This is a genomic window from Aeromonas sp. 603404 (assembly GCF_049171775.1).
Taxonomy (GTDB): domain Bacteria; phylum Pseudomonadota; class Gammaproteobacteria; order Enterobacterales; family Aeromonadaceae; genus Aeromonas; species Aeromonas veronii_A.
This window is the reverse complement of the sequence record NZ_JAAKPE010000008.1, coordinates 39,479-57,776: the sequence shown is the minus strand read 5'-3', so window position 1 is coordinate 57,776 and position 18,298 is coordinate 39,479. Positions and strand designations below refer to the sequence as shown.

The following is an 18,298-nucleotide window of genomic DNA, read 5'->3' as shown; positions in this document are numbered from 1 at the left end:
AGCTCTGCCGCTGGCCAACCTGGACAAGCGTAATCGCATAAAGATTGAACTATCGGTTTGGGGGCGTATAATCTCGCCCCTCGATTATCGCCAATGGTGGCGATATGGGTTCCCTAACCCCATTAACCAAAAAGGTCACAAGATGAATCTGACCCCTGCGCAGTACCAAACGGCGCTCGTTCGCCTGTCGTTGTTCCACATCCTGATCATTGCCAGCAGCAACTATCTGGTGCAGCTGCCGATCACCGTGTTTGGCTTCCACACCACTTGGGGTGCGTTCAGCTTCCCGTTTATCTTCCTCGCCACTGACCTGACGGTGCGGATCTTCGGTGCCGGTCTGGCACGCAAGATTATCCAGACCGTGATGCTTCCTGCGCTGGCGGTCTCCTATGTGCTCTCCGTGCTCTTCTTCGAAGGGAGTTTCCAGGGCGTTGGTCATCTGGCCGAGTTCAACCTGTTCGTAGCGCGTATCGCGCTGGCCAGCTTTATGGCCTATCTGGTAGGGCAGTTCATGGATGTGGTGGTGTTCAACCGCCTGCGTCTGCTCAAGCAGTGGTGGATTGCACCTGCGGCCTCCACCCTGTTCGGTAATCTGGTTGATACCATCGCTTTCTTCAGTGTGGCCTTCTGGCGCACCACAGATCCTTTCATGGCAGAGCACTGGGTCGAGATCGCAACCGTCGATTACGTATTCAAGTTGCTGATAAGCCTTGGTTTGTTCGTGCCGCTCTACGGTGTCTTGTTGCGCTACCTCAGCCGCAAGCTGGTGGGCGAGGCCGGATTATCCAGCCTGCAAACGGCCACCCGGCAAGCCTGACCAGATTGACCACCCTTCGCGGTGGTCAATTTTTTTGCACTTTCTGCAAATAGCGCTTGCTTAGTTAAATGAGAATGATTATTGTTAACTTGTTTTCCGGGAAAGACTTCATTCGTTCCAACGTGATGGACTTCTTGTGAAGGCACGACATTGCTCACATTGCTTCCAGTTAAGGGCCAGTTTATCTGGCCCTCTTTTTTTGTCATTTTTCAGCAAGTTGCAGGCATAAAAAACGGGAGCCAAGGCTCCCGTCGTCACTCTGCCTGCGGCTTACTCGATATCGAGTGCCTCGGGGGAGAGGATCACCCCTGTGGTATCGGCGTAGAGGTGGTCGTCAGGCAGGAAGGTCACGCCACCGAAGTTGACCGGCAGATCGGTCTCCCCTACATCCTTGCTGTCGGCACCGACCGGAATGGCTGCCAGTGCCTGAATGCCGATATCCAGATCTTCCAGAATATCGACTTCGCGGACGCAGCCGTAGCAGACAATCCCTTCCCAATCGTTCTCTGCTGCTGTTGTGGCGATGTCGCTGTCGATCAGAGCTCGGCGCATGGAGCCACCGCCATCGATCAGCAAGACGCGTCCCAGTCCGTTCTCTTTGACGAGTTCACGTATAAGACCATTCGATTCGAAGCATTTGACGGTGGTGATGACGCCGCCGAAAGAGGCGCGGCCGCCGAAGGAGCAGAGCATGGGTTCAAGCACATCCACCATGTCCTGATAGATGTCGCACAGTTCAGAAGTATTGTATTCCATAGTGTCAAATCCACGGCTGGAAACAGGTGCAACCAGTATAAGGAGTGGGTGTGGCATTTCAATGAATATTCCTTGCACAGATCACCTGTCGCCGCTTTTCTGCATAAGCTCAATGCAGTTCACTGCCTGTTTGCGAGAGGTCCATCGTGCTTATCCGTCATAAGTTGATCCTGAATACCGTGCTGGTTGCCGTTGCCATGCTGGTACTGAGCGGCCTGTTTATCTACTCCAGCCAGGTGCACCGTCACCTGACCGAAGCCCAGCGCAATATCGACCAGCTGGAGATCGCCATGCTCAACCTGCGGCGGGCCGAGAAGGATTTTCTGATCCGTAAGGATGTGACCTTCGTCGAGCGCTTCAATCAGGGGCTGTCAGATTTTCACCAGCACAATCGGGAGCTGGTGACCGATGACAATCTGGCGGCTGTCGAGGGGGAGCTGACCAGACTGGATCAGCAGATCAGCGGTTATGGCAAAGCCTTCAACGATCTGGTGGCCCAGCAGCAGAAGATTGGTCTGGGGCCGGAGGAGGGGCTCTATGGCAAGCTGAGGGCGGCGGTGCATGAGGTGGAGAATGGACTCAAGCAGCTGGATCAGCAGGGGCTGCTCATCACCATGTTGCAGCTGAGACGGGCGGAGAAAGACTTCATGCTGCGCTCCGATATCCAGTATCTGGAGCGTTTCGAGACCTTGCACAAGAGTTTTCAGGATAGCCTTGCCACTTTGCCGGAGGCGGATCGCGGCAAGCTGGAGCAGGCCAGCAAGCAGTACCGGCAGGACTTTGTGGCGCTGGTGCAGGGGATGCAGGTACTGGGGCTGAAAGAGGATGAAGGGCTGCGTAACCAGATGCGGGATCTGGTGCATCAGACCGAACAGGGGTTTGCCGCCGTCGATCAGCACATTGTCGCTGAGCTGGAGCGGCAGAGCGCTCGCCTCAACAGCCTGATGCTGGTCTGTGGCGGGATGATTGTTGTGCTGATCGGCATCATGAGCGTGTTGCTGGGGCGCAGCATCGACCGTCCCATTACTCAGGTGAATGACACCGTCAACCGCATTCGTCAGGATAATGACCTGCGCTTGAAGATAGAACTGCGCGGGGCAGATGAAATGGCCCAGCTGGCAGGCAATCTCGACGTGATGCTGGGCGGGTTTCGCGATCTGATCGGCGATGTGAAGCAGAGCGTGCACACCCTGACCGAAGCGGCGGATCACCTTTCGGCCAACGTCAAGCGCACCAGTGAAGGGGCGGCGCGTCAGCTGCAGGAGACCGATATGGTGGCGACCGCGTCCACCGAGATGGGCTCCACCATCGAAGAGATCGCCCGCAACACAGAGCAGGCGGCCAACAATGCGCAGGCGACCAACAACAAGGCGATGGAGGGGCGGGCTGCGGTCGAGAATACTGTCGAGCAGATCCGCTCGCTGGCGGGTAATCTGGAGAGTTCATCCCGCGAGGTGAGCCAGCTGCAAAAAGAGAGCGAGACCATCGGCTCCGTGCTCGACGTGATCCGTGGTATTGCCGAGCAGACCAACCTGCTGGCCCTCAACGCAGCCATCGAAGCAGCTCGGGCAGGGGATCAGGGGCGCGGCTTTGCGGTGGTGGCCGATGAGGTGCGTAATCTGGCCATCCGTACCCAGAAATCGACCCAGGAGATTGCCGGCATCATCAGCTCGCTGCAGAAACAGACCGGCAGCATCGTCGAGGTGATGGCAACCTGCCGCGAGCAGGGCAACCGCAGCTCGGATCAGGCCAGTACTGCAGGGGAGTTGCTGGGGCAGATCACTCAGGATGTTACCAACATCATGGACATGAGCACCCAGATTGCCGCCGCCATCGAACAGCAGAGTTTGGTGGCCAACGAGGTGAACCGCAACGTCAACAACATCCGCGACATCGCCCAGGAGTCGAGCATCATGGCGGAGGAAAATGCGAGATCCAGCGAGGGCCTCAACGAGCAGGCCCAGCTGCTCAACAAGGCGGTGGCAAAATATCGGGTTTAGTGAGCGGACTGGCATCCTTGTGAGGTTTTTGCACCAGAGTGGCAATGATTTGATCGTAATGGCTGTTATTGGGGAAATTCGCTCATATAATCGCCGCCACTATGATGATTCGGAAGGATTCGATGGCAAAGTTGCTGGTGGCCGTATTCGGGCTGCTCTGTTCCTGTCTGGTGTTGGCAGGGGCGGCGCCCCAGGATACCCCACTCAAGCCCGGTATGGAGCCGCTACTCAGCTGGTTCAACGGGGCCTTTACGAGCCGGGAGCAGGCCAGTTACGACAGCCGCTTTACCAGTGCCGAGCTGCGCCTGATGGAGATCTGGCCCGGCTATCAGGGCTATCGCTGGGTCTATGCCGAGCAGTACCTGAGTCTGCGCTCCGTCCGTCCTTTCCGCCAGCGCATCTATCGCTTCTCACCCGCCCCTGACGGGCGGATCCTGATGGCCGAACTGACCATGCCCCGTGCCACCGATTTTGCCGGTGCCTGGCATGATCCCGCCCTGCTCGACAGTCTGACCCCGCAGCAGCTCTCCTTGCGCCACGGTTGCGAGATCTGGCTGACCCGCACCCCCTCCGGCGAATATGCCGGTCATACCCGGGTGGGCCACTGCTCCACCGATTTTGGTGGTGCCACGACGCTGGTGCAGCATATCTGGATTGGCCCCGACAGCGTCAGACTGCTGGATCGCGCCTATGACAACGCAGGGAGCCCGCGCTGGGGTAGCCCGGGTGAGGGGTATGTCTATTTACGTCGTTCCAAAGGGTTTGGCCAGTAGGGGAGAGTGCGTCTGGCTGCGGGAACATGAAGGATGAAAAACAGGGATCGTAAAAAAGGCGCCCATTGGGCGCCTTTTTCAGAATTCTTCAGAAGTAAAATTACTTCTTGGTGGTCATCGCACCGAAACGCTTGTTGAACTTGTCTACGCGGCCGCCGCTAGAAACTTCTTTCTGCTTGCCGGTGTAGAACGGGTGGCACTCGGAGCACACGTCCAGGTTCAGATCTTTACCGATGGTAGAGAAAGTGTTGATGACGTTACCGCAAGAGCACTTGGCGGTGATGGCTACGTAGTCAGGATGGATACCAGCTTTCATGGACAACCTCAATTAATAGGCCGTGTCGCCATCCGATCTCTTGTCGGACACCACACGATTGTTGAACACAGTTTCAAAGGCTGCGAATAATATAGGAAATGCCTGAGATCAGGCAAGTGGCTTCGCAGAAAAAATAGGCAACCCCTGGTGAATTCTTCCCAAACGCTGGATCTGGTTCGTGTCGCTGTCCCGGTACCGTTACGCCGTCACTTCGACTATCTCTCTCCCCTGCCGTTACCTGCCCCCGGTTGCCGGGTCGAGATCCCTTTCGGTCCCCAGACCCTGGTCGGGCTGGTGGTGGATCATCCGGCCGACAGCCAGGTGCCCCGCAACAAGCTCAAGCCCATCAAACGGGTATTGGACACGGCTCCGGTGCTGGGGCCGGATATTCTGGCGCTGATGAACTGGAGCGCCAGCTACTACCAGCATCCGCTGGGGGAAGTGCTGCCCCATGCCCTGCCGGTGTTGGTGCGCAAGGGGGAGCCAGCCGCCTATCGGGAGCTGGAGTTCTGGTTTGCCACCGAGGCTGGCATGGCCATCGACCTTAACGAGCTCAAGCGGGCGGCCAAGCAGCAGCAGGCGCTCGCCCTGCTGCGCAAGGGGCCGCAGACCCCCTCCGCCCTCAAACAGGAGGAGATCCAGAGCGCCGCTCTCACCGCGCTGGAGAAGAAGGGGTTGCTAGAGAAGCGCTCACTGGAGCCGAGCCATGACGGCGATTGGGCTGCCCGCTTCGAGCCGGGGGAGGGGCTGCGCCTCAACGGCGAACAGGCATTGGCCGTCTCTGCCGTTACCAGCCAGAGCGACAAGTTCGGCGCCTTTCTGCTGGATGGCATTACCGGTTCCGGCAAGACCGAGGTCTACCTGAGCATCCTCGAACCCCTGCTCAAGGCGGGCAAGCAGGCGCTGGTGATGGTGCCGGAGATCGGCCTCACCCCGCAGACCATCAACCGCTTTCGCCGCCGCTTCAACGTGCCGGTGGTGGCGATGAACTCCGCCATGAACGACAGGGAGCGGCTCGACGCCTGGCTCGCTTGCCGCGACGGCGCCGCCGCCATCCTGATCGGCACCCGCTCGGCGGTGTTCACCCCGTTTCACAACCTCGGCATCATCATCATCGACGAAGAGCACGACGGCTCCTTCAAGCAGCAGGATGGTTTTCGCTACCACGCGCGGGATCTGGCGGTGATGCGGGCTCATCGTGCCGGTATCCCCATCCTGCTTGGCTCGGCCACCCCGTCACTGGAGACGCTGCACAACGCCCGCACCGGCAAGTATCACCATCTCACCCTGACTCGCCGAGCCGGCAATGCCCAGACCGCCCGGCAGGTGATTCTGGATATCAAAAACGTGCGGTTGCAGGCCGGGCTATCCCCTCAGCTGGAGCAGTTGATGGCGGAGCATCTGGCGGCGGGCAATCAGGTGATGCTGTTTCTCAACCGCCGTGGCTATGCCCCGGCCCTGATCTGCCACCAGTGCGGCTGGAGCGCCGCCTGCGAGCGCTGCGATGCCTGGTACACCTGGCATCAGGCCGGACGACGGCTGCACTGCCACCACTGTGACAGCGTACGCCCCTTGCCCCACCACTGCCCCGAGTGTGGCAGCAACGAACTGATCGGTTCGGGAGTGGGCACCGAACAGCTGGAACAGCTGCTTACCACGGTTTTCCCGCAATATCCGGTAGTGCGCATCGATCGGGACAACACCCGCCGCAAGGGGGAGCTGGAGACCCATCTCGGCGACATCAAGGCGGGTAAGTACAAGATCCTGATCGGCACCCAGATGCTGGCCAAGGGCCACCACTTCCCGGATGTGACGCTGGTGGGTCTGCTGGATGTGGATGGTGCCCTGTTCAGCGCCGATTTTCGCGCCGCCGAGAAACTGGCCCAGCTCTACACCCAGGTGGCGGGCCGCGCCGGTCGCGCCAGCAAACCCGGGTTGGTAGTGCTGCAGAGCCACCATCCGGAGCACGCCCTGCTGCAGGATCTGACCCAGAATGGCTACGGCCACTTCGCCGATACGGCGTTGAAAGAGCGCCGCCTGCTGGGGCTGCCACCCTTCAGCTATCAGGGGCTGTTCCGCGCCGAGGCCAACGGCCGCGACGAGGTGCAGCTGTTCCTCGCCCGCCTCGCCGATACCCTGCGCAGCGCCCGCTATCCCAACGTTCAGGTGCTGGGGCCCATCAGCGGCTTTATGGAGCGCAAGGCGGGCAAATTTCGCATGCAGTTGCTGCTGCAGGGGCCGAACCGGGCACCGCTGGCCCAACTGCTGGATTGGGTGGTGAAGGAGCTGGAAGGCTGGCCCGAGACCAAAAAGGTGCGCTGGAGTCTGGATATCGACCCCACCGAGCTGAGTTGATGGTGGCACCGGAGCCGGTCGCTGGCAGTTATCGTCAGCGACCGATGGGTGATTTCATTTCAAGGCTCAGACCCGCAGATCGATCTGCTGCACCCAGCCTCCTTTACCCTGTTCGGTGAGATAGAGGCCGGATTGGCGCAGCACCCCCTGATTGCCGCTCTCCCCCAGATGGTTGAAGGGGGTGTCGAGGGGGCGCAGCAGGATGGCGCCGATCCCCAGCTCCACCAGAGCGATGGGGGCGTGATCCGGATGCCAGAACTGCAGGGCTGAAAACTGGCTATCCCCCTCATCCAGCACCCCGTTGCCATCCTCATCCAGGGTGGCCAGCTCGCCGAAGCCATTGCCGGAGCGAGCACCAAACAGCTCGCCCCCATCGTCTATGGTGCCGTTGCCATTGCGATCCAGCGCCACAAAGCCGCTGCCTTCACTCAAGCCCGGCAGGCTATCCTCCTTGCCATCCTGATCAATATCGAAAGTGACCCGTGCCTCGGTCAGATCGGCAATCTTGCCATCCAGACTCAGCACCAGCGGATCTTTGAGGGCATTGAGGGTGGTGCGCCGCTGGCTTACCTCCAACTGGCGCCAGTCGAGCACAAAGCCGAGATCGAGCTGAATAGTCTGACCATCCCGAGTCGCTACGCTGGCCGATGCCACCACGTTGAGCTGCTCCTGTTGCAGCAGGGTGTCAGTCACCTCCACCAGTTGATCCGGCTCGGCGGCTTGAGCAGCGGCATCTCCTTGGGTCACTCCATCGCCTCCCTCTTCGGAGGGGTTGATCGGCTTGGGCAGCTCGATTTCGTGGCCCAGCATCGCCTCGATCATCAGCTTGATCAGCCGCTGGCGGTTATCTAGTCCATCGTCGGGAATACCATCCTGCTCTTTGCCGACGTCCGCTGCGGGCGGGGCGGGAGGTGTTGTCGCTTGCTGGCTGGCGGCCGATTGCCTCGCGGTTTGCAGCGTCAGGGCGCTGGTGAGGGTCAGGGTGCTGCTGCGTTCGCCGGCCACTGCCGCGTTGTTGCCTTCCGGTGGATTGACGACGGGTGGCACGGGCCCTAGGTTGCGCACCTTGCGGCTCTGGGCCTGCTGTTGCCGGTATTGCACCTCCCCCTGGAGGTCGTAGTGATCGATGCGCATATATTCGCCCTCGGCGCTATACATCTGGTCAGTTATCGACCTGTTAGTGAGCAGGGCTTAACACCAAATAGGACTAATCAGGGAGGTGGTTAGTACTAGGTTGCAAGGTGGTGGCGTGGCAGGATGGCAAGAGACTGGATGGTGGCGCTCTAGTTGAACATTTTCAGGTAACGCGGCGCACTCTGGCTGACAAGCGGCATCGGTGAGGATAGGGAGAATTACATGGGAAATTGTCTGGTGATGGACGTGGCGGGCTATGGTGGATTCCTGTCTGGCGCCCCTTGCATCAATGATGTTGAGGGCTTCACTCATGCGTAACTGTCTGGTGATGGGAGCGGCAGGATACATCGGTTCCTATCTGGTGCCCCACCTGCAAACGCTGGGCTACAGGGTGATAGCCGGGGCGCGCCGTCCCTGCCGCTTGCCTGAGGGGGTCGAGTTTCGCCTCGCCGATAGCCTCAAGCCGATCACCTTGCTGCCTGCGCTGGCGGGCATAGATACCGTCTTCTATCTGGTGCATGCCATGGGGGCGGGGGCCGATTTTCACCGGCTGGAGCAGCAGGGGGTAAAGAACTTCGCTGCCGCCGCTCGTGCTGCCGGGGTGCGCCGCATCATCTATCTCGGGGCGATCCAGCCGGAGCAGTGCAACAGCCGTCATCTCAACTCCCGCCGCCACTGTGGCGAGTTGTTTCGTGACTCCGGCGTGCCGACGGTGGAGCTGCGCGCCGGTATCATCATCGGGCCCGGTTCGGCGGCGTTCGAGGTGATGCGGGATCTGGTGTTCAACCTGCCGATGATGGTGACGCCCAAATGGGTGCGCTCGCGCACGCCGCCGATTGCGCTGTCCAACCTGCTTCACTATCTGGGCGGGCTGGTGGAGGCCGACGAGGTGGATGGCCGCATCTTCAATGCGGTCGGCCCCGAGCTGCTCAGCTACCAACAGCAGTTGCAGAAGTTCGCCGCTCATATCGGCAAGCGCTGCCCCATCATTCCCATCCCGTTTCTGAGTCCGCGCCTCTCCGCCTGGTGGCTGCAGTTTGTCACCTCTGTGCCGCAGCCGGTGGCCAAGGCGCTGGTGGGGGGTCTCAAGCACGATATTCCGGCCGATGATGGCCCGCTACGTGCCCTGCTGCCGCAGACTCTGCTCAGCTTCGATGAGGCGCTGGCGGAGAGTCTGGCGCTGGAGCAGAAGCTGGGTGCCGAACAGCAGGGGCAGGAGACCCCCCTCGGCCTGCGCTGGCGCCATCCCGAATATGGCTTCTACGACCGCACCGCCAGCGGCGAGGCCATCTGCCTCGCCTCCCCCGAGGTGGTGTGGCAGGTGTTGCAGCAGCTGGGGGGTGAGCAGCGCTACTTCTACATGAACGAGCTGTGGGTGGTGCGCGAATGGATGGATCATCTGATCGGCGGTCCGGCCCGCACCCGTGGCCGCACCAATCCCGATCGCTTCGTGAAGGGTGACATGCTCGACTCCTGGCAGATCCTCGGCGTGGATGAGGGGCGCAGGCTCGATCTCTTGTTCAACATGAAGGCCCCGGGCGTCGGGCGGCTGGAGTTCAACATCCTGCCGGAGGAGTCCGGGTTGACCCGCATCCGGGTCACCGCTCACTGGCACCCGCAGGGCGCCTGGGGGCTGGCCTACTGGCTCGCCATGCTGCCGTTCCACCTCTTCATTTTTCAGGGGATGACAGAGGCCATCGCCCGTCAGGCCGAAGCCAGGGCAGGTATCCCGGTGATGGATTAACCCCTCTTCACATTATCCCCGCTGATAGAGTGCCCCATTCGGGGCATTTTTTATGCGGCGGCCATGCCAGGTTATGGCAGATAGTGGTAGGCGTCTCATGGCAAAGGCTGGCATCATGCCGCGGTCTTGTTTACCGCGGATAGATAATCAGTCAGAAAAAGAAGGGATTATGAAGAAAAAACCGTCAATTTTGGGGGGCGCCTGCATCATTGCCAGCGTCTGCGTGGGGGCCGGCATGCTCGGTCTGCCGAGTTCGGGGGCGGGGGCCTGGACCCTCTGGTCGGTGCTGGCGCTGACCGTCACCATGGTGATGATGACCCTCTCCGGCTGGATGCTGCTGGAATCCTTCCAGCACCACGACATGCGGGTCTCCTTCAATACCGTGACTCGCGAGCTGCTGGGGGAGAAGCTCAATCTCCTCAACAACCTCTCGGTCTACTTTGTTGGCGGCATTCTGCTCTACGCCTATATCACCTCCTCCGGTGCCATCCTGCAGGGCATTCTGGGGATCGACAGCAAGCTCGCGTCCGTGTTGTTCGTGGCGCTCTTCTCTGCGGTGGTGTGGCACTCGACCCGCGCCGTTGACCGCATCTCTGTGGTGCTGATCGCCTTCATGATCCTCAGTTTCGCCCTCGGTGTGGCCGGGCTGCTCGGCAGTATCAAGCTGCCGACCCTGCTCGATCTGGCGGGCAGCGAGAGTCGCTACGCCCCCTATGCCATGGCGATGCTGCCGGTGGCGCTCACCTCGTTCGGCTATCACCACTCTGTGGCCTCTCTGCGTGCCTACTACCAGAACGAGCAGCAGGCCAGATGGGCCATTCTGGGGGGAACCCTGATCGCGCTGGCGCTCTACGTGCTCTGGCTGCTGGGGATCTTCGGCAACCTGCCCCGTCAGGATTTTGCCCCCGTGATTGCCAAGGGGGGGGACGTGAGTGTGCTGCTCTCCGCGCTTTCAGGGGTGATCGAATCGGAGAAGGTGGCCAGCGCCATCAACGGCTTCTCCATGGCGGCCATTCTCTCCTCCTTTATCGGGGTGGGGCTCGGGGTGTTCGACTATCTGGCTGATCTGTTCAAGTTCGACAACAGCCGCGCCGGTCGCTGCAAGACCTGGGCGGTCACCTTCCTGCCGCCGCTGCTGCTCTCCCTGCTCTTCCCGTTCGGTTTCCTGCTGGCCATCGGTTATGCCGGTGCCGCCGCCACCATCTGGACCTGCATCATTCCGGCACTGCTGGTGCTGCGCACCCGGGCGCGGGCCGAGCGGGGCGAAGTGACACCCCACTTCGTTACCCCTGGTGGCAAGCTGATGGCCTGGTTGCTGATCCTGTTCGGATTGGCGACCGCGCTGTTCCACTTCCTGTCGATGGCAAATCTGTTGCCGGTCTATCTGGGCAACTGAGTCAGGTCTACAGCACTGACAGAAAGGGCGGCAAGGCCAACTTGCCGCCCTTTTTGCTCCATTTTTACCCCACATGGCAGGATCTATAACTAAAGTGGTAGTTGTTGGTGGGGTAAGTTGCTGAAATAACTGGTCTGATCTGGCTGATGGCAGCATGATCTGCTGGGCATGCCCACCGCTTTCTTTTATGATCCCCGCCCTTCTGCGTGCCCCCTGCCGGCACCTCATTTGCACCAACCACATCGGGGTCCCCCATGTCCGATCTGCGTCAAGAAGCACTCGATTACCACGCCCAGCCCGTACCGGGCAAAATTGCCATCGCCCTGACCAAGCCAGCCGAAACCGCCCGCGATCTGGCGCTGGCCTACAGCCCGGGTGTCGCCGAGCCGGTACGCGAGATCGCTGCCAACCCGGCCGATGCCTACCGCTATACCGGCAAAGGCAATCTGGTGGCCGTCATCTCCAACGGCACCGCCATTCTGGGGCTGGGCAATCTGGGGCCGCTGGCCTCCAAGCCGGTGATGGAGGGCAAGGCCCTGCTGTTCAAGCGCTTCGCCGGCATCGATGCTATCGACATCGAGGTGAAGCACGAGACCAGCCAGCAGTTCATCGACACGGTGGCGGCTATCGCCGATACCTTCGGCGGCATCAATCTGGAAGATATCAAGGCACCGGAGTGTTTCGAGATCGAGCAGGCGCTGATCGAGCGCTGCGATATTCCGGTGTTCCATGATGACCAGCACGGTACCGCTATCGTCACCGCCGCCGGGCTGCTCAATGCGCTGGAGATCCAGGGCAAGCTCATCAGCGATAGCCGCATCGTCTGCATGGGGGCGGGGGCTGCCGCCACCGCCTGCATGGACCTGCTGATCAAGTGTGGTGCCAGGGCGCACAACATCTTCATGCTGGATCGTCAGGGTGTTATCCACTCCGGCCGCAGCGATCTCAATAAGTACAAGCAGCGCTTCGCCAACGAGACCCCGCTGCGTACCCTGATGGATGTCATCGAAGGAGCTGATGTGTTTGTCGGTGTTTCAGGCCCCGACGTGTTGCCCGCCGAAGCGGTCGCACTGATGGCGCCCAACCCGGTGATCTTCGCCTGCTCCAACCCGGACCCGGAGATCAAGCCTGCGCTGGCCCACGCCGTACGCAGCGACCTCATCATGGGTACCGGCCGCTCCGACTACCCGAACCAGATCAATAACGTGCTCTGCTTCCCCTTCATCTTCCGCGGAGCCCTCGACGCCCGTGCCAGCCGCATCAACGATGCCATGAAGATTGCTGCGGTCGAAGCGATCCGCGCGCTGGCCAAGGAGCTGGTGCCAGCCGAGGTGCTGACCGCCGCCGGGGTTAGCGAGCTTGCCTTCGGCAAGGATTACGTCATTCCCAAGCCGATGGATGCCCGTCTGCTGCCGCGCGTAGCCCGCGCCGTGGCGCTGGCGGCGGTGGCCTCCGGCGTCGCCCGCATCGAGCTACCTGCGGACTACATGCTGTAATCCAGCGTTGCAAACGGCCCCATAGCGGGGCCGTTTTTATCTCTGCTTCTGGCGACAGTCGGAGGCGTAACCCGGGTAACAGGTTGGGGCATATGGAGGCAAATCGGGTTCAAAGGTGGTCAAACAGCGCTCTCCTCTGACACAATATTGCCACTATGACGCTAACGAGAATCAAGATGCAGCAGCCTGTCAGCGGCCGTTTGGCCCACGCCCTCTCCTTCTTGCGCCATGATGGTCGCCACTTTGCCCAGTTTGTCTGGGGCCGTTTCCAGCAGGACAGATTGACGGTTACCGCCGGTTATCTGGCCTATGTCACCCTGCTTTCACTGGTGCCGATGATCGCCGTGGTCTTTGGCATGATGTCCGCCTTCCCGGTGTTCCAGAGCCTCAAGCAGGCGATGGAGCAGTTCGTCTACCACAACTTCGTGCCGACCGCGGGCGATATGCTCAAGGAGTACATCGACGGCTTCGTCGCCAATGCCACCAACACCACTGCTGTGGGGATTGGGGCGCTGGTGGTGGTGGCGTTGATGCTGATCTCCGCCATCGACAAGAACCTCAACTACATCTGGCGCTCGACCCAGGGCCGCCCGCTGGCGCAGGCCTTTGCCATGTACTGGATGATCCTGACCCTGGGGCCTGTGCTTATCGGGGCCAGTATCGCCATCTCCTCCTATATCTTCTCGCTGCGGCTGTTTGGCGCCGAGAGCCTGTTCGGCATCGGTTATCTGCTGTTGCGCGGTTTGCCGTTCCTCTTCTCGGTGCTCACCTTCCTGCTGGTCTATACCGTGGTGCCGAACTGCAAGGTGCGGCTGATCCACGCCTTTATCGGTGCGCTGGTAGCGGCGACCCTGTTCGAGCTGGCCAAGCGCGGCTTTGCCATCTATATCACCAACTTCCCCTCCTATCAGGCCATCTACGGTGCGCTGGCCACCATCCCGATTCTGTTTGTCTGGGTCTATTTAAGCTGGCTGGTGGTGCTGCTCGGTGCGGAGACCACAGCCTGCCTCGGTGAGTACGAGAAGCCGGCGAGCGAGGAGCTTGGCTAAGCCATCGCCTTGGCCACCGGTTTATTGGTAGCATCGACGACCGCCCCTGCAATCGAGCTGGGGCGGTCGTTCTGTTTTGAGAGGAGAGGGATGTGATTGCACTGATTCAGCGGGTCAGCGAGGCCAGCGTGACTGTTGAGGGGGAGGTGACCGGCGCCATCGGTCAGGGATTGCTGGTACTGCTCGGAGTAGAGCAGGGGGATGACGAGGCCAAGGCCGACAAACTGCTGCACAAGGTGAGCGGCTATCGGGTCTTCAGTGACGAGAATGGCAAGATGAACCTCAATGTCGGTCAGGTCGGCGGCAGCCTGCTGGTGGTCTCCCAGTTTACCCTGGCGGCCGATACCAAGAGCGGGATGCGCCCGAGCTTCTCCTGCGGTGCCCACCCGAGCGAGGCCGAACGCCTCTATGACTACTTCGTGGCGAAGGCTGCTGCCAGCGGCATCCCGACCGAAACCGGGCGTTTTGCCGCCGACATGAAGGTGGCGCTGGTCAACGACGGCCCGGTTACCTTCTGGCTACAGGTCTGAGGATGTCTCGTCCCGCGGTGTGACGTGGACGATCACGTTGATAAGCCCCGCAACCGGATAGGGGGTTGCGGGGCCAATCCACTGTTCGATCAGCGTCAGGGCGTGGGTTAGCTCAAGCGCGGTGCGCGGCAGCAGGTTGATGACCAGAGTGCCGCTGAGGCGGGGAGCCAGCGCCCGGTAGAGCCGCTCCTGAAACAGCAGCAGCGGGTTGCCATCCTGACTGAAGAGATCGAGCAGGATGAGGTCGTACTGCTGCTCGCTCTGCTCGAGAAAGGCGAGGGCATCGGCCTGATGGAGTGTCGGAACGGCTTGCCCATCGTGCGCCTGATGCTGGAAAAACTGCTGATAAACGGTCAGCACCTCTTCGTCGAGGTCAACGCACTCGTGGCGAGCATCGGGCCAGCGCTGACTCAGATGGCGGGTGAGATCGCCGCCACCCAGCCCCAGTTCGAGGATTTGCTCAGCCCGCTCCGGTAGCAGGCAGGCGATGACCCGCTGATGGGGCAGACAGAGGGTCGCGGGGTCGGCGAGCGACATGGCGGATTGCACCACGCCATCTATCTCCAGCCAGCGGTGCTGGTCATTTTCCTGTACCGTGAGGCGGCGCTGGGGTTTGACGCTGAGGTGCAACAAGTGATCGGCTTGGTACGCTTGCAGATTGAAGTCCATGAATTTGCACGGCAAGATGGTTTCCGACCAGTGTAACTCAAGGATGAAACTATGTACCGGGTAGTCACCCCTCAGACAGTCGCCGAGCCGGGTACTTACTGCAAGCTGCGCTGGAAACGTCTGTGTAAGCCCTTCCATCTGCCAGTCGGCGCAAACTCAAGGATCGCTTTATGTATCGGGTAGTCACCCCTCAAACGGCAGCCGAGCTGGATGCCTACTACCAGTTGCGCTGGGAACTTCTGCGTAAGCCCTTCAATCTGCCCGTCGGTTCCGAGCGGGACGAATACGACACCGTCGCCATTCACCGGCTGATGTTGGCCCCCGATGGCACTCCCATCGCGGTGGGGCGCCTCTTTATCGGCGGTGACGAGGCGCAGATCCGCTTTATGGCGCTGCGTCCCGAATATCGCGGCCAGGGGCTGGGCGCCAAAATGGTGGAGGATCTCGAGGAGCTGGCCCGCAGCGAGAAGGTGAAACGGCTGGTGATGAACGCCCGTCAGGAGGCGGTGGAGTTCTATCGCAAGTGCGGTTTTCTCGAAGTGGGGGGCGGCCCCGTCTCCTTTGGTCGGATTCCCCATCGCCAGATGATCAAATCCCTGAGCCCGTTGCAGACTATCCAGTACCGGCCGGAGTGGTGTCAGGATCTCACCACCCGCTGGTCGCGCGGGGTACCCATCAGCGAGAAGATGGGGATGCATATCAGCCACTACGATGGCCAGACTTTCCACCTCAAGGCCAATTTGGCGGCCAACTTCAACGTGCATGGCAGCATGTTCGCCGGTAGTGTCTACAGCCAGTGCGTGCTGGCGGGCTGGGGGCTGATCTGGCTGCAGCTTAAAGAGGAGGGGCTGGTGGGCGAGCCGGTGCTGGCCGAGAGCACCATCAAATATCATGGCTCGGTCGATGAGGAGCCCGAGGCGCGAGTGGCCCGCGAGGGGATGCCCGCCGTGCTGCAGCCGCTCAAACGGGGGGAGCCTGCCACCTTCAGCCTCAAGATCCAGCTGTTCAGCGGCAGTAAACTGGCGGCGGAGTTCTGCGGCCACTACGTGGTGCAGCCGCCCCGTCGTCCGGGCCAGTAACCGCGTCGTTTCCCCATCAAACAACAAGGCCTCATTATGAGGCCTTGTCTGTTTTTACCCTTGCCGGCTGTCGCTTGCCTGCCCGGCTTGGGTCTGCACTTGGGCCTGGTTTTGGGCTTTCGGCGCGGGAGCCGGTCGCCAGAGCGGGGCACTGTTGCCTTGCGGAGGATAGCGTACTCCCACTTCCCAGCCGCAGGCGTCCTGCTTCTGAGGGAAGCTCCAAGCCAGCGTGGGTTCCGTCAACGGCCCTCGCCACTGGCCGAGCAGCTCGGCGCAGCGGTTGCCATTGAGGATCCCCAGATCGAGCTGCCACTGCTCGTTGACCAGATCGATCCCCCCTTGCAGCGCCAGCAGATGGGTGATGGTGGAGGCACCAGCCTGCTCGATCTGCAGTTGCCCCTTGTCGATCTTGCCCAGCAGCTTGATGCGGTAGAAGGGGGTGTCACCCTCCTGCATCGCCTGCCACAGCTGATCCGGCGTCAGGGTGGGTGGGGTCGCCCCCTTGAACCACTGATCCAGCAGCGGATCTATCTTTACCTTGTCCCAGAACGGCTCGTCGGCATCGAGGGCAAAGCTGCCCTGCAGGGTCTGGCGCCACTCGCCCGCCGTTTTGCCGTGTTCGGCTTGCAGGTCGGCGCTCACGTCCGCCTTGCCGGCAAAGGAGACCGGGGAGTGGAATAGCTTGCCCCATTGCTGTAGATCCAGCTTGGTCGCCTGCAGTTGGAGGCGGCTGCTCTGGCCCGGTTCGCGGCCCCACTGGCCACTCAGGCTGAGGGAGCCCTCATCCGGCAGCGAGCTGGTGAGCTTGCCCAGTTGCCAGGAGCTGGGGGTCAGCTCCCCATACAGTTCGCCGTTGCGGGCGCTGAGGCCATCCCACACCAGCTCGAACCACTTGCTCTCGATACGAGCACGGCCGAGCAGCGGGCCGGGTTGGTTATCGCGCAGGGCGAGATCGCTCAGATAGAGCTGCCAGCCGGTCAGCGACAGGGGCAGGGTATCGTCGAAGGAGAGCACCTTGAGCTTGTCGAACGCCAGCTTGCGGATATCGACCTGCTGCGGGCGCCAGCTCTGCCAATCCTGCCACCACCCTTGCGGCAGGCTGATATCCATGCCGCTCAGCGCCACGTCTTTCAGGGTCAGCTTCTGCTGCTGGCTATCGAGGGAGAGCTCGACATTGAACTCCCCTTCATAGGCCTTGCCCTGCAGTTCGCCGTCGATCTGCTGGGGCGAGAAGGCGAGCTTGCCCTTGATCTCCTCCAGCTGGAACAGGCCACGGCCCATGTCGCCCAGGGTGCCGCTCAGATAGCCGGTGGGCTGGCTGCCCGCCTGCCAGTTGAAGGCGGTGAGCTGGCCGCTGAAGTTGTTGAAGGAGAGTTCCTGATTGATGTCGTTGAGGCTGACGCCGTCCAGCTGACCACGATCCAGCGATACGCTTGGCAACGGGAAGCGCTGCGGGAAGCCTTGCTGTGTCAGATCCCCCAGCTCGACCCGCATGCCGCGCGCCTTGAGGTCATGCAGTTGCAGGGTGCGAGCGGGCCAGTCCAGCACCATGCCGGTCTCCAGCAGACCGTCAAACAGGTTGGTCACCAGCTTGTCGGTGCGCAGCACTTCTCCTTCCAGCCGTCCTTGCAGGTTGAGACGGGCGAAGGTGAACTGCGGAGTCTCCAGCTGGCCGATATTGAGGCTCAGGTTGGCCTGTGGTTGCCGTTTCGGGTCGATCAGCTCCCAGTCACTCAGGGTGGCATTGAGTCCACGCAGGGTCAGCTCGGGGCTCTCCAGACTGAGCCTGTCTATGGTGCTGTCGCTGATGGTGAGGGAGTGCACCGGCAGGCTAGGTAGCTGGTTGGGCAGCGGCAGCTTGATGGCGGGGCGAATGAGATCGAGATGGGCGATGCGCACGTCGCGGCTCAGCCAGTCGATGCTCTCGACCTCCAGATAGATCTTGTCTAGGGAGACCGCATCGCCGTAACGCACCTGCTCCGCCAGCAGGGTGTAGGGGTGCAGCGGGTTGAACACCAGTCGCCCTATGGTGACCGGCACGCCGGTCTGCTGGCTGATCCAGCTGGCGATGGGGCCTTTGGCGCGCTCGGCGTCGAACAGGCCGAGGGCAACCCAGACAAACAGCAGCAGGAAGGCGAAGGTGTAGAGCAGGCCGCGTAGCCAGGAATTCATGGGTGCTTTCCT

At 61.1% G+C, this 18,298-nt stretch carries 15 protein-coding genes; 10 read left to right on the top strand and 5 right to left on the bottom strand.

Going from position 1 to position 18,298, the window contains the following annotated elements; translation table 11 throughout:
* The first annotated feature begins 142 nt into the window (after positions 1 to 142).
* A complete protein-coding gene (locus G5306_RS12380; RefSeq protein ID WP_069555507.1) occupies positions 143 to 817 on the top strand; it encodes a 7-cyano-7-deazaguanine/7-aminomethyl-7-deazaguanine transporter in 675 nt (224 codons plus the stop codon).
* Between the two features lie 270 nt (positions 818 to 1,087).
* Here G5306_RS12380 and rraA read toward each other — a convergent pair whose 3' ends face one another.
* Positions 1,088 to 1,573 (bottom strand): ribonuclease E activity regulator RraA, encoded by a 486-nt coding sequence (rraA, locus tag G5306_RS12375; RefSeq protein ID WP_005340678.1) that lies wholly within the window; start codon positions 1,571 to 1,573, stop codon positions 1,088 to 1,090.
* 146 nt (positions 1,574 to 1,719) lie between these two features.
* On the opposite strand from rraA, the gene G5306_RS12370 reads away from it, so the two are divergent.
* Together G5306_RS12370 and G5306_RS12365 are read left to right on the top strand one after the other, a co-directional pair.
* Positions 1,720 to 3,573, top strand: coding sequence for a methyl-accepting chemotaxis protein (locus tag G5306_RS12370; protein WP_421312922.1), 1,854 nt, complete (start codon positions 1,720 to 1,722; stop codon positions 3,571 to 3,573).
* A 122-nt stretch (positions 3,574 to 3,695) separates the two neighbouring features.
* Positions 3,696 to 4,346 carry a chromophore lyase CpcT/CpeT gene (locus tag G5306_RS12365; protein ID WP_268012668.1) on the top strand — a complete coding sequence of 217 codons (651 nt, stop codon included), beginning with the start codon at positions 3,696 to 3,698 and terminating at the stop codon, positions 4,344 to 4,346.
* Between the two features lie 100 nt (positions 4,347 to 4,446).
* Here the strand turns inward: G5306_RS12365 and rpmE are convergent, their stop codons facing one another.
* Positions 4,447 to 4,662, bottom strand: coding sequence for a 50S ribosomal protein L31 (rpmE, locus tag G5306_RS12360; protein WP_005340673.1), 216 nt, complete (start codon positions 4,660 to 4,662; stop codon positions 4,447 to 4,449).
* Positions 4,663 to 4,809: 147 nt separating this feature from the next.
* On the opposite strand from rpmE, the gene priA reads away from it, so the two are divergent.
* Complete coding sequence (gene priA, locus G5306_RS12355; RefSeq protein ID WP_421312921.1) at positions 4,810 to 7,017, top strand: primosomal protein N'; 2,208 nt, start codon at positions 4,810 to 4,812, stop codon at positions 7,015 to 7,017.
* A gap of 66 nt (positions 7,018 to 7,083) precedes the next feature.
* Here priA and G5306_RS12350 read toward each other — a convergent pair whose 3' ends face one another.
* Positions 7,084 to 8,175 (bottom strand): hypothetical protein, encoded by a 1,092-nt coding sequence (locus G5306_RS12350; RefSeq protein WP_421312920.1) that lies wholly within the window; start codon positions 8,173 to 8,175, stop codon positions 7,084 to 7,086.
* A 286-nt stretch (positions 8,176 to 8,461) separates the two neighbouring features.
* Between G5306_RS12350 and G5306_RS12345 the strand changes: the two genes are divergently transcribed.
* From G5306_RS12345 to dtd, 5 genes are all read left to right on the top strand, one after another.
* The gene (locus tag G5306_RS12345; RefSeq protein ID WP_069527629.1) at positions 8,462 to 9,895 is read left to right on the top strand and encodes a DUF2867 domain-containing protein; all 1,434 of its coding nucleotides are present in this window, start codon (positions 8,462 to 8,464) and stop codon (positions 9,893 to 9,895) included.
* Positions 9,896 to 10,064: 169 nt separating this feature from the next.
* A complete protein-coding gene (locus tag G5306_RS12340; RefSeq protein WP_100652317.1) occupies positions 10,065 to 11,291 on the top strand; it encodes an aromatic amino acid transporter in 1,227 nt (408 codons plus the stop codon).
* Positions 11,292 to 11,545: 254 nt separating this feature from the next.
* Entirely contained in the window at positions 11,546 to 12,787 is a 1,242-nt protein-coding gene (locus G5306_RS12335) for a malic enzyme-like NAD(P)-binding protein (RefSeq protein ID WP_368208629.1), read from the top strand.
* Between the two features lie 176 nt (positions 12,788 to 12,963).
* On the top strand, positions 12,964 to 13,836 hold the full coding sequence (locus G5306_RS12330) for a virulence factor BrkB family protein (protein WP_005340664.1): 873 nt from the start codon (positions 12,964 to 12,966) through the stop codon (positions 13,834 to 13,836).
* A gap of 92 nt (positions 13,837 to 13,928) precedes the next feature.
* Positions 13,929 to 14,366, top strand: a complete 438-nt coding sequence (gene dtd, locus G5306_RS12325; protein ID WP_368208630.1) for a D-aminoacyl-tRNA deacylase — start codon at positions 13,929 to 13,931, stop codon at positions 14,364 to 14,366.
* On the opposite strand, the gene G5306_RS12320 is transcribed toward dtd, so the two are convergent.
* Complete coding sequence (locus G5306_RS12320) at positions 14,355 to 15,035, bottom strand: spermidine synthase (RefSeq protein WP_368208647.1); 681 nt, start codon at positions 15,033 to 15,035, stop codon at positions 14,355 to 14,357. The genes dtd and G5306_RS12320 overlap by 12 nt on opposite strands.
* Before the next feature lie 170 nt (positions 15,036 to 15,205).
* Between G5306_RS12320 and G5306_RS12315 the strand changes: the two genes are divergently transcribed.
* Positions 15,206 to 16,114, top strand: coding sequence for a YiiD C-terminal domain-containing protein (locus G5306_RS12315; RefSeq protein WP_421312919.1), 909 nt, complete (start codon positions 15,206 to 15,208; stop codon positions 16,112 to 16,114).
* Between the two features lie 54 nt (positions 16,115 to 16,168).
* Here the strand turns inward: G5306_RS12315 and G5306_RS12310 are convergent, their stop codons facing one another.
* The gene (locus tag G5306_RS12310) at positions 16,169 to 18,286 is read right to left on the bottom strand and encodes an AsmA family protein (RefSeq protein ID WP_421312918.1); all 2,118 of its coding nucleotides are present in this window, start codon (positions 18,284 to 18,286) and stop codon (positions 16,169 to 16,171) included.
* Between the last annotated feature and the right edge of the window lie 12 nt (positions 18,287 to 18,298).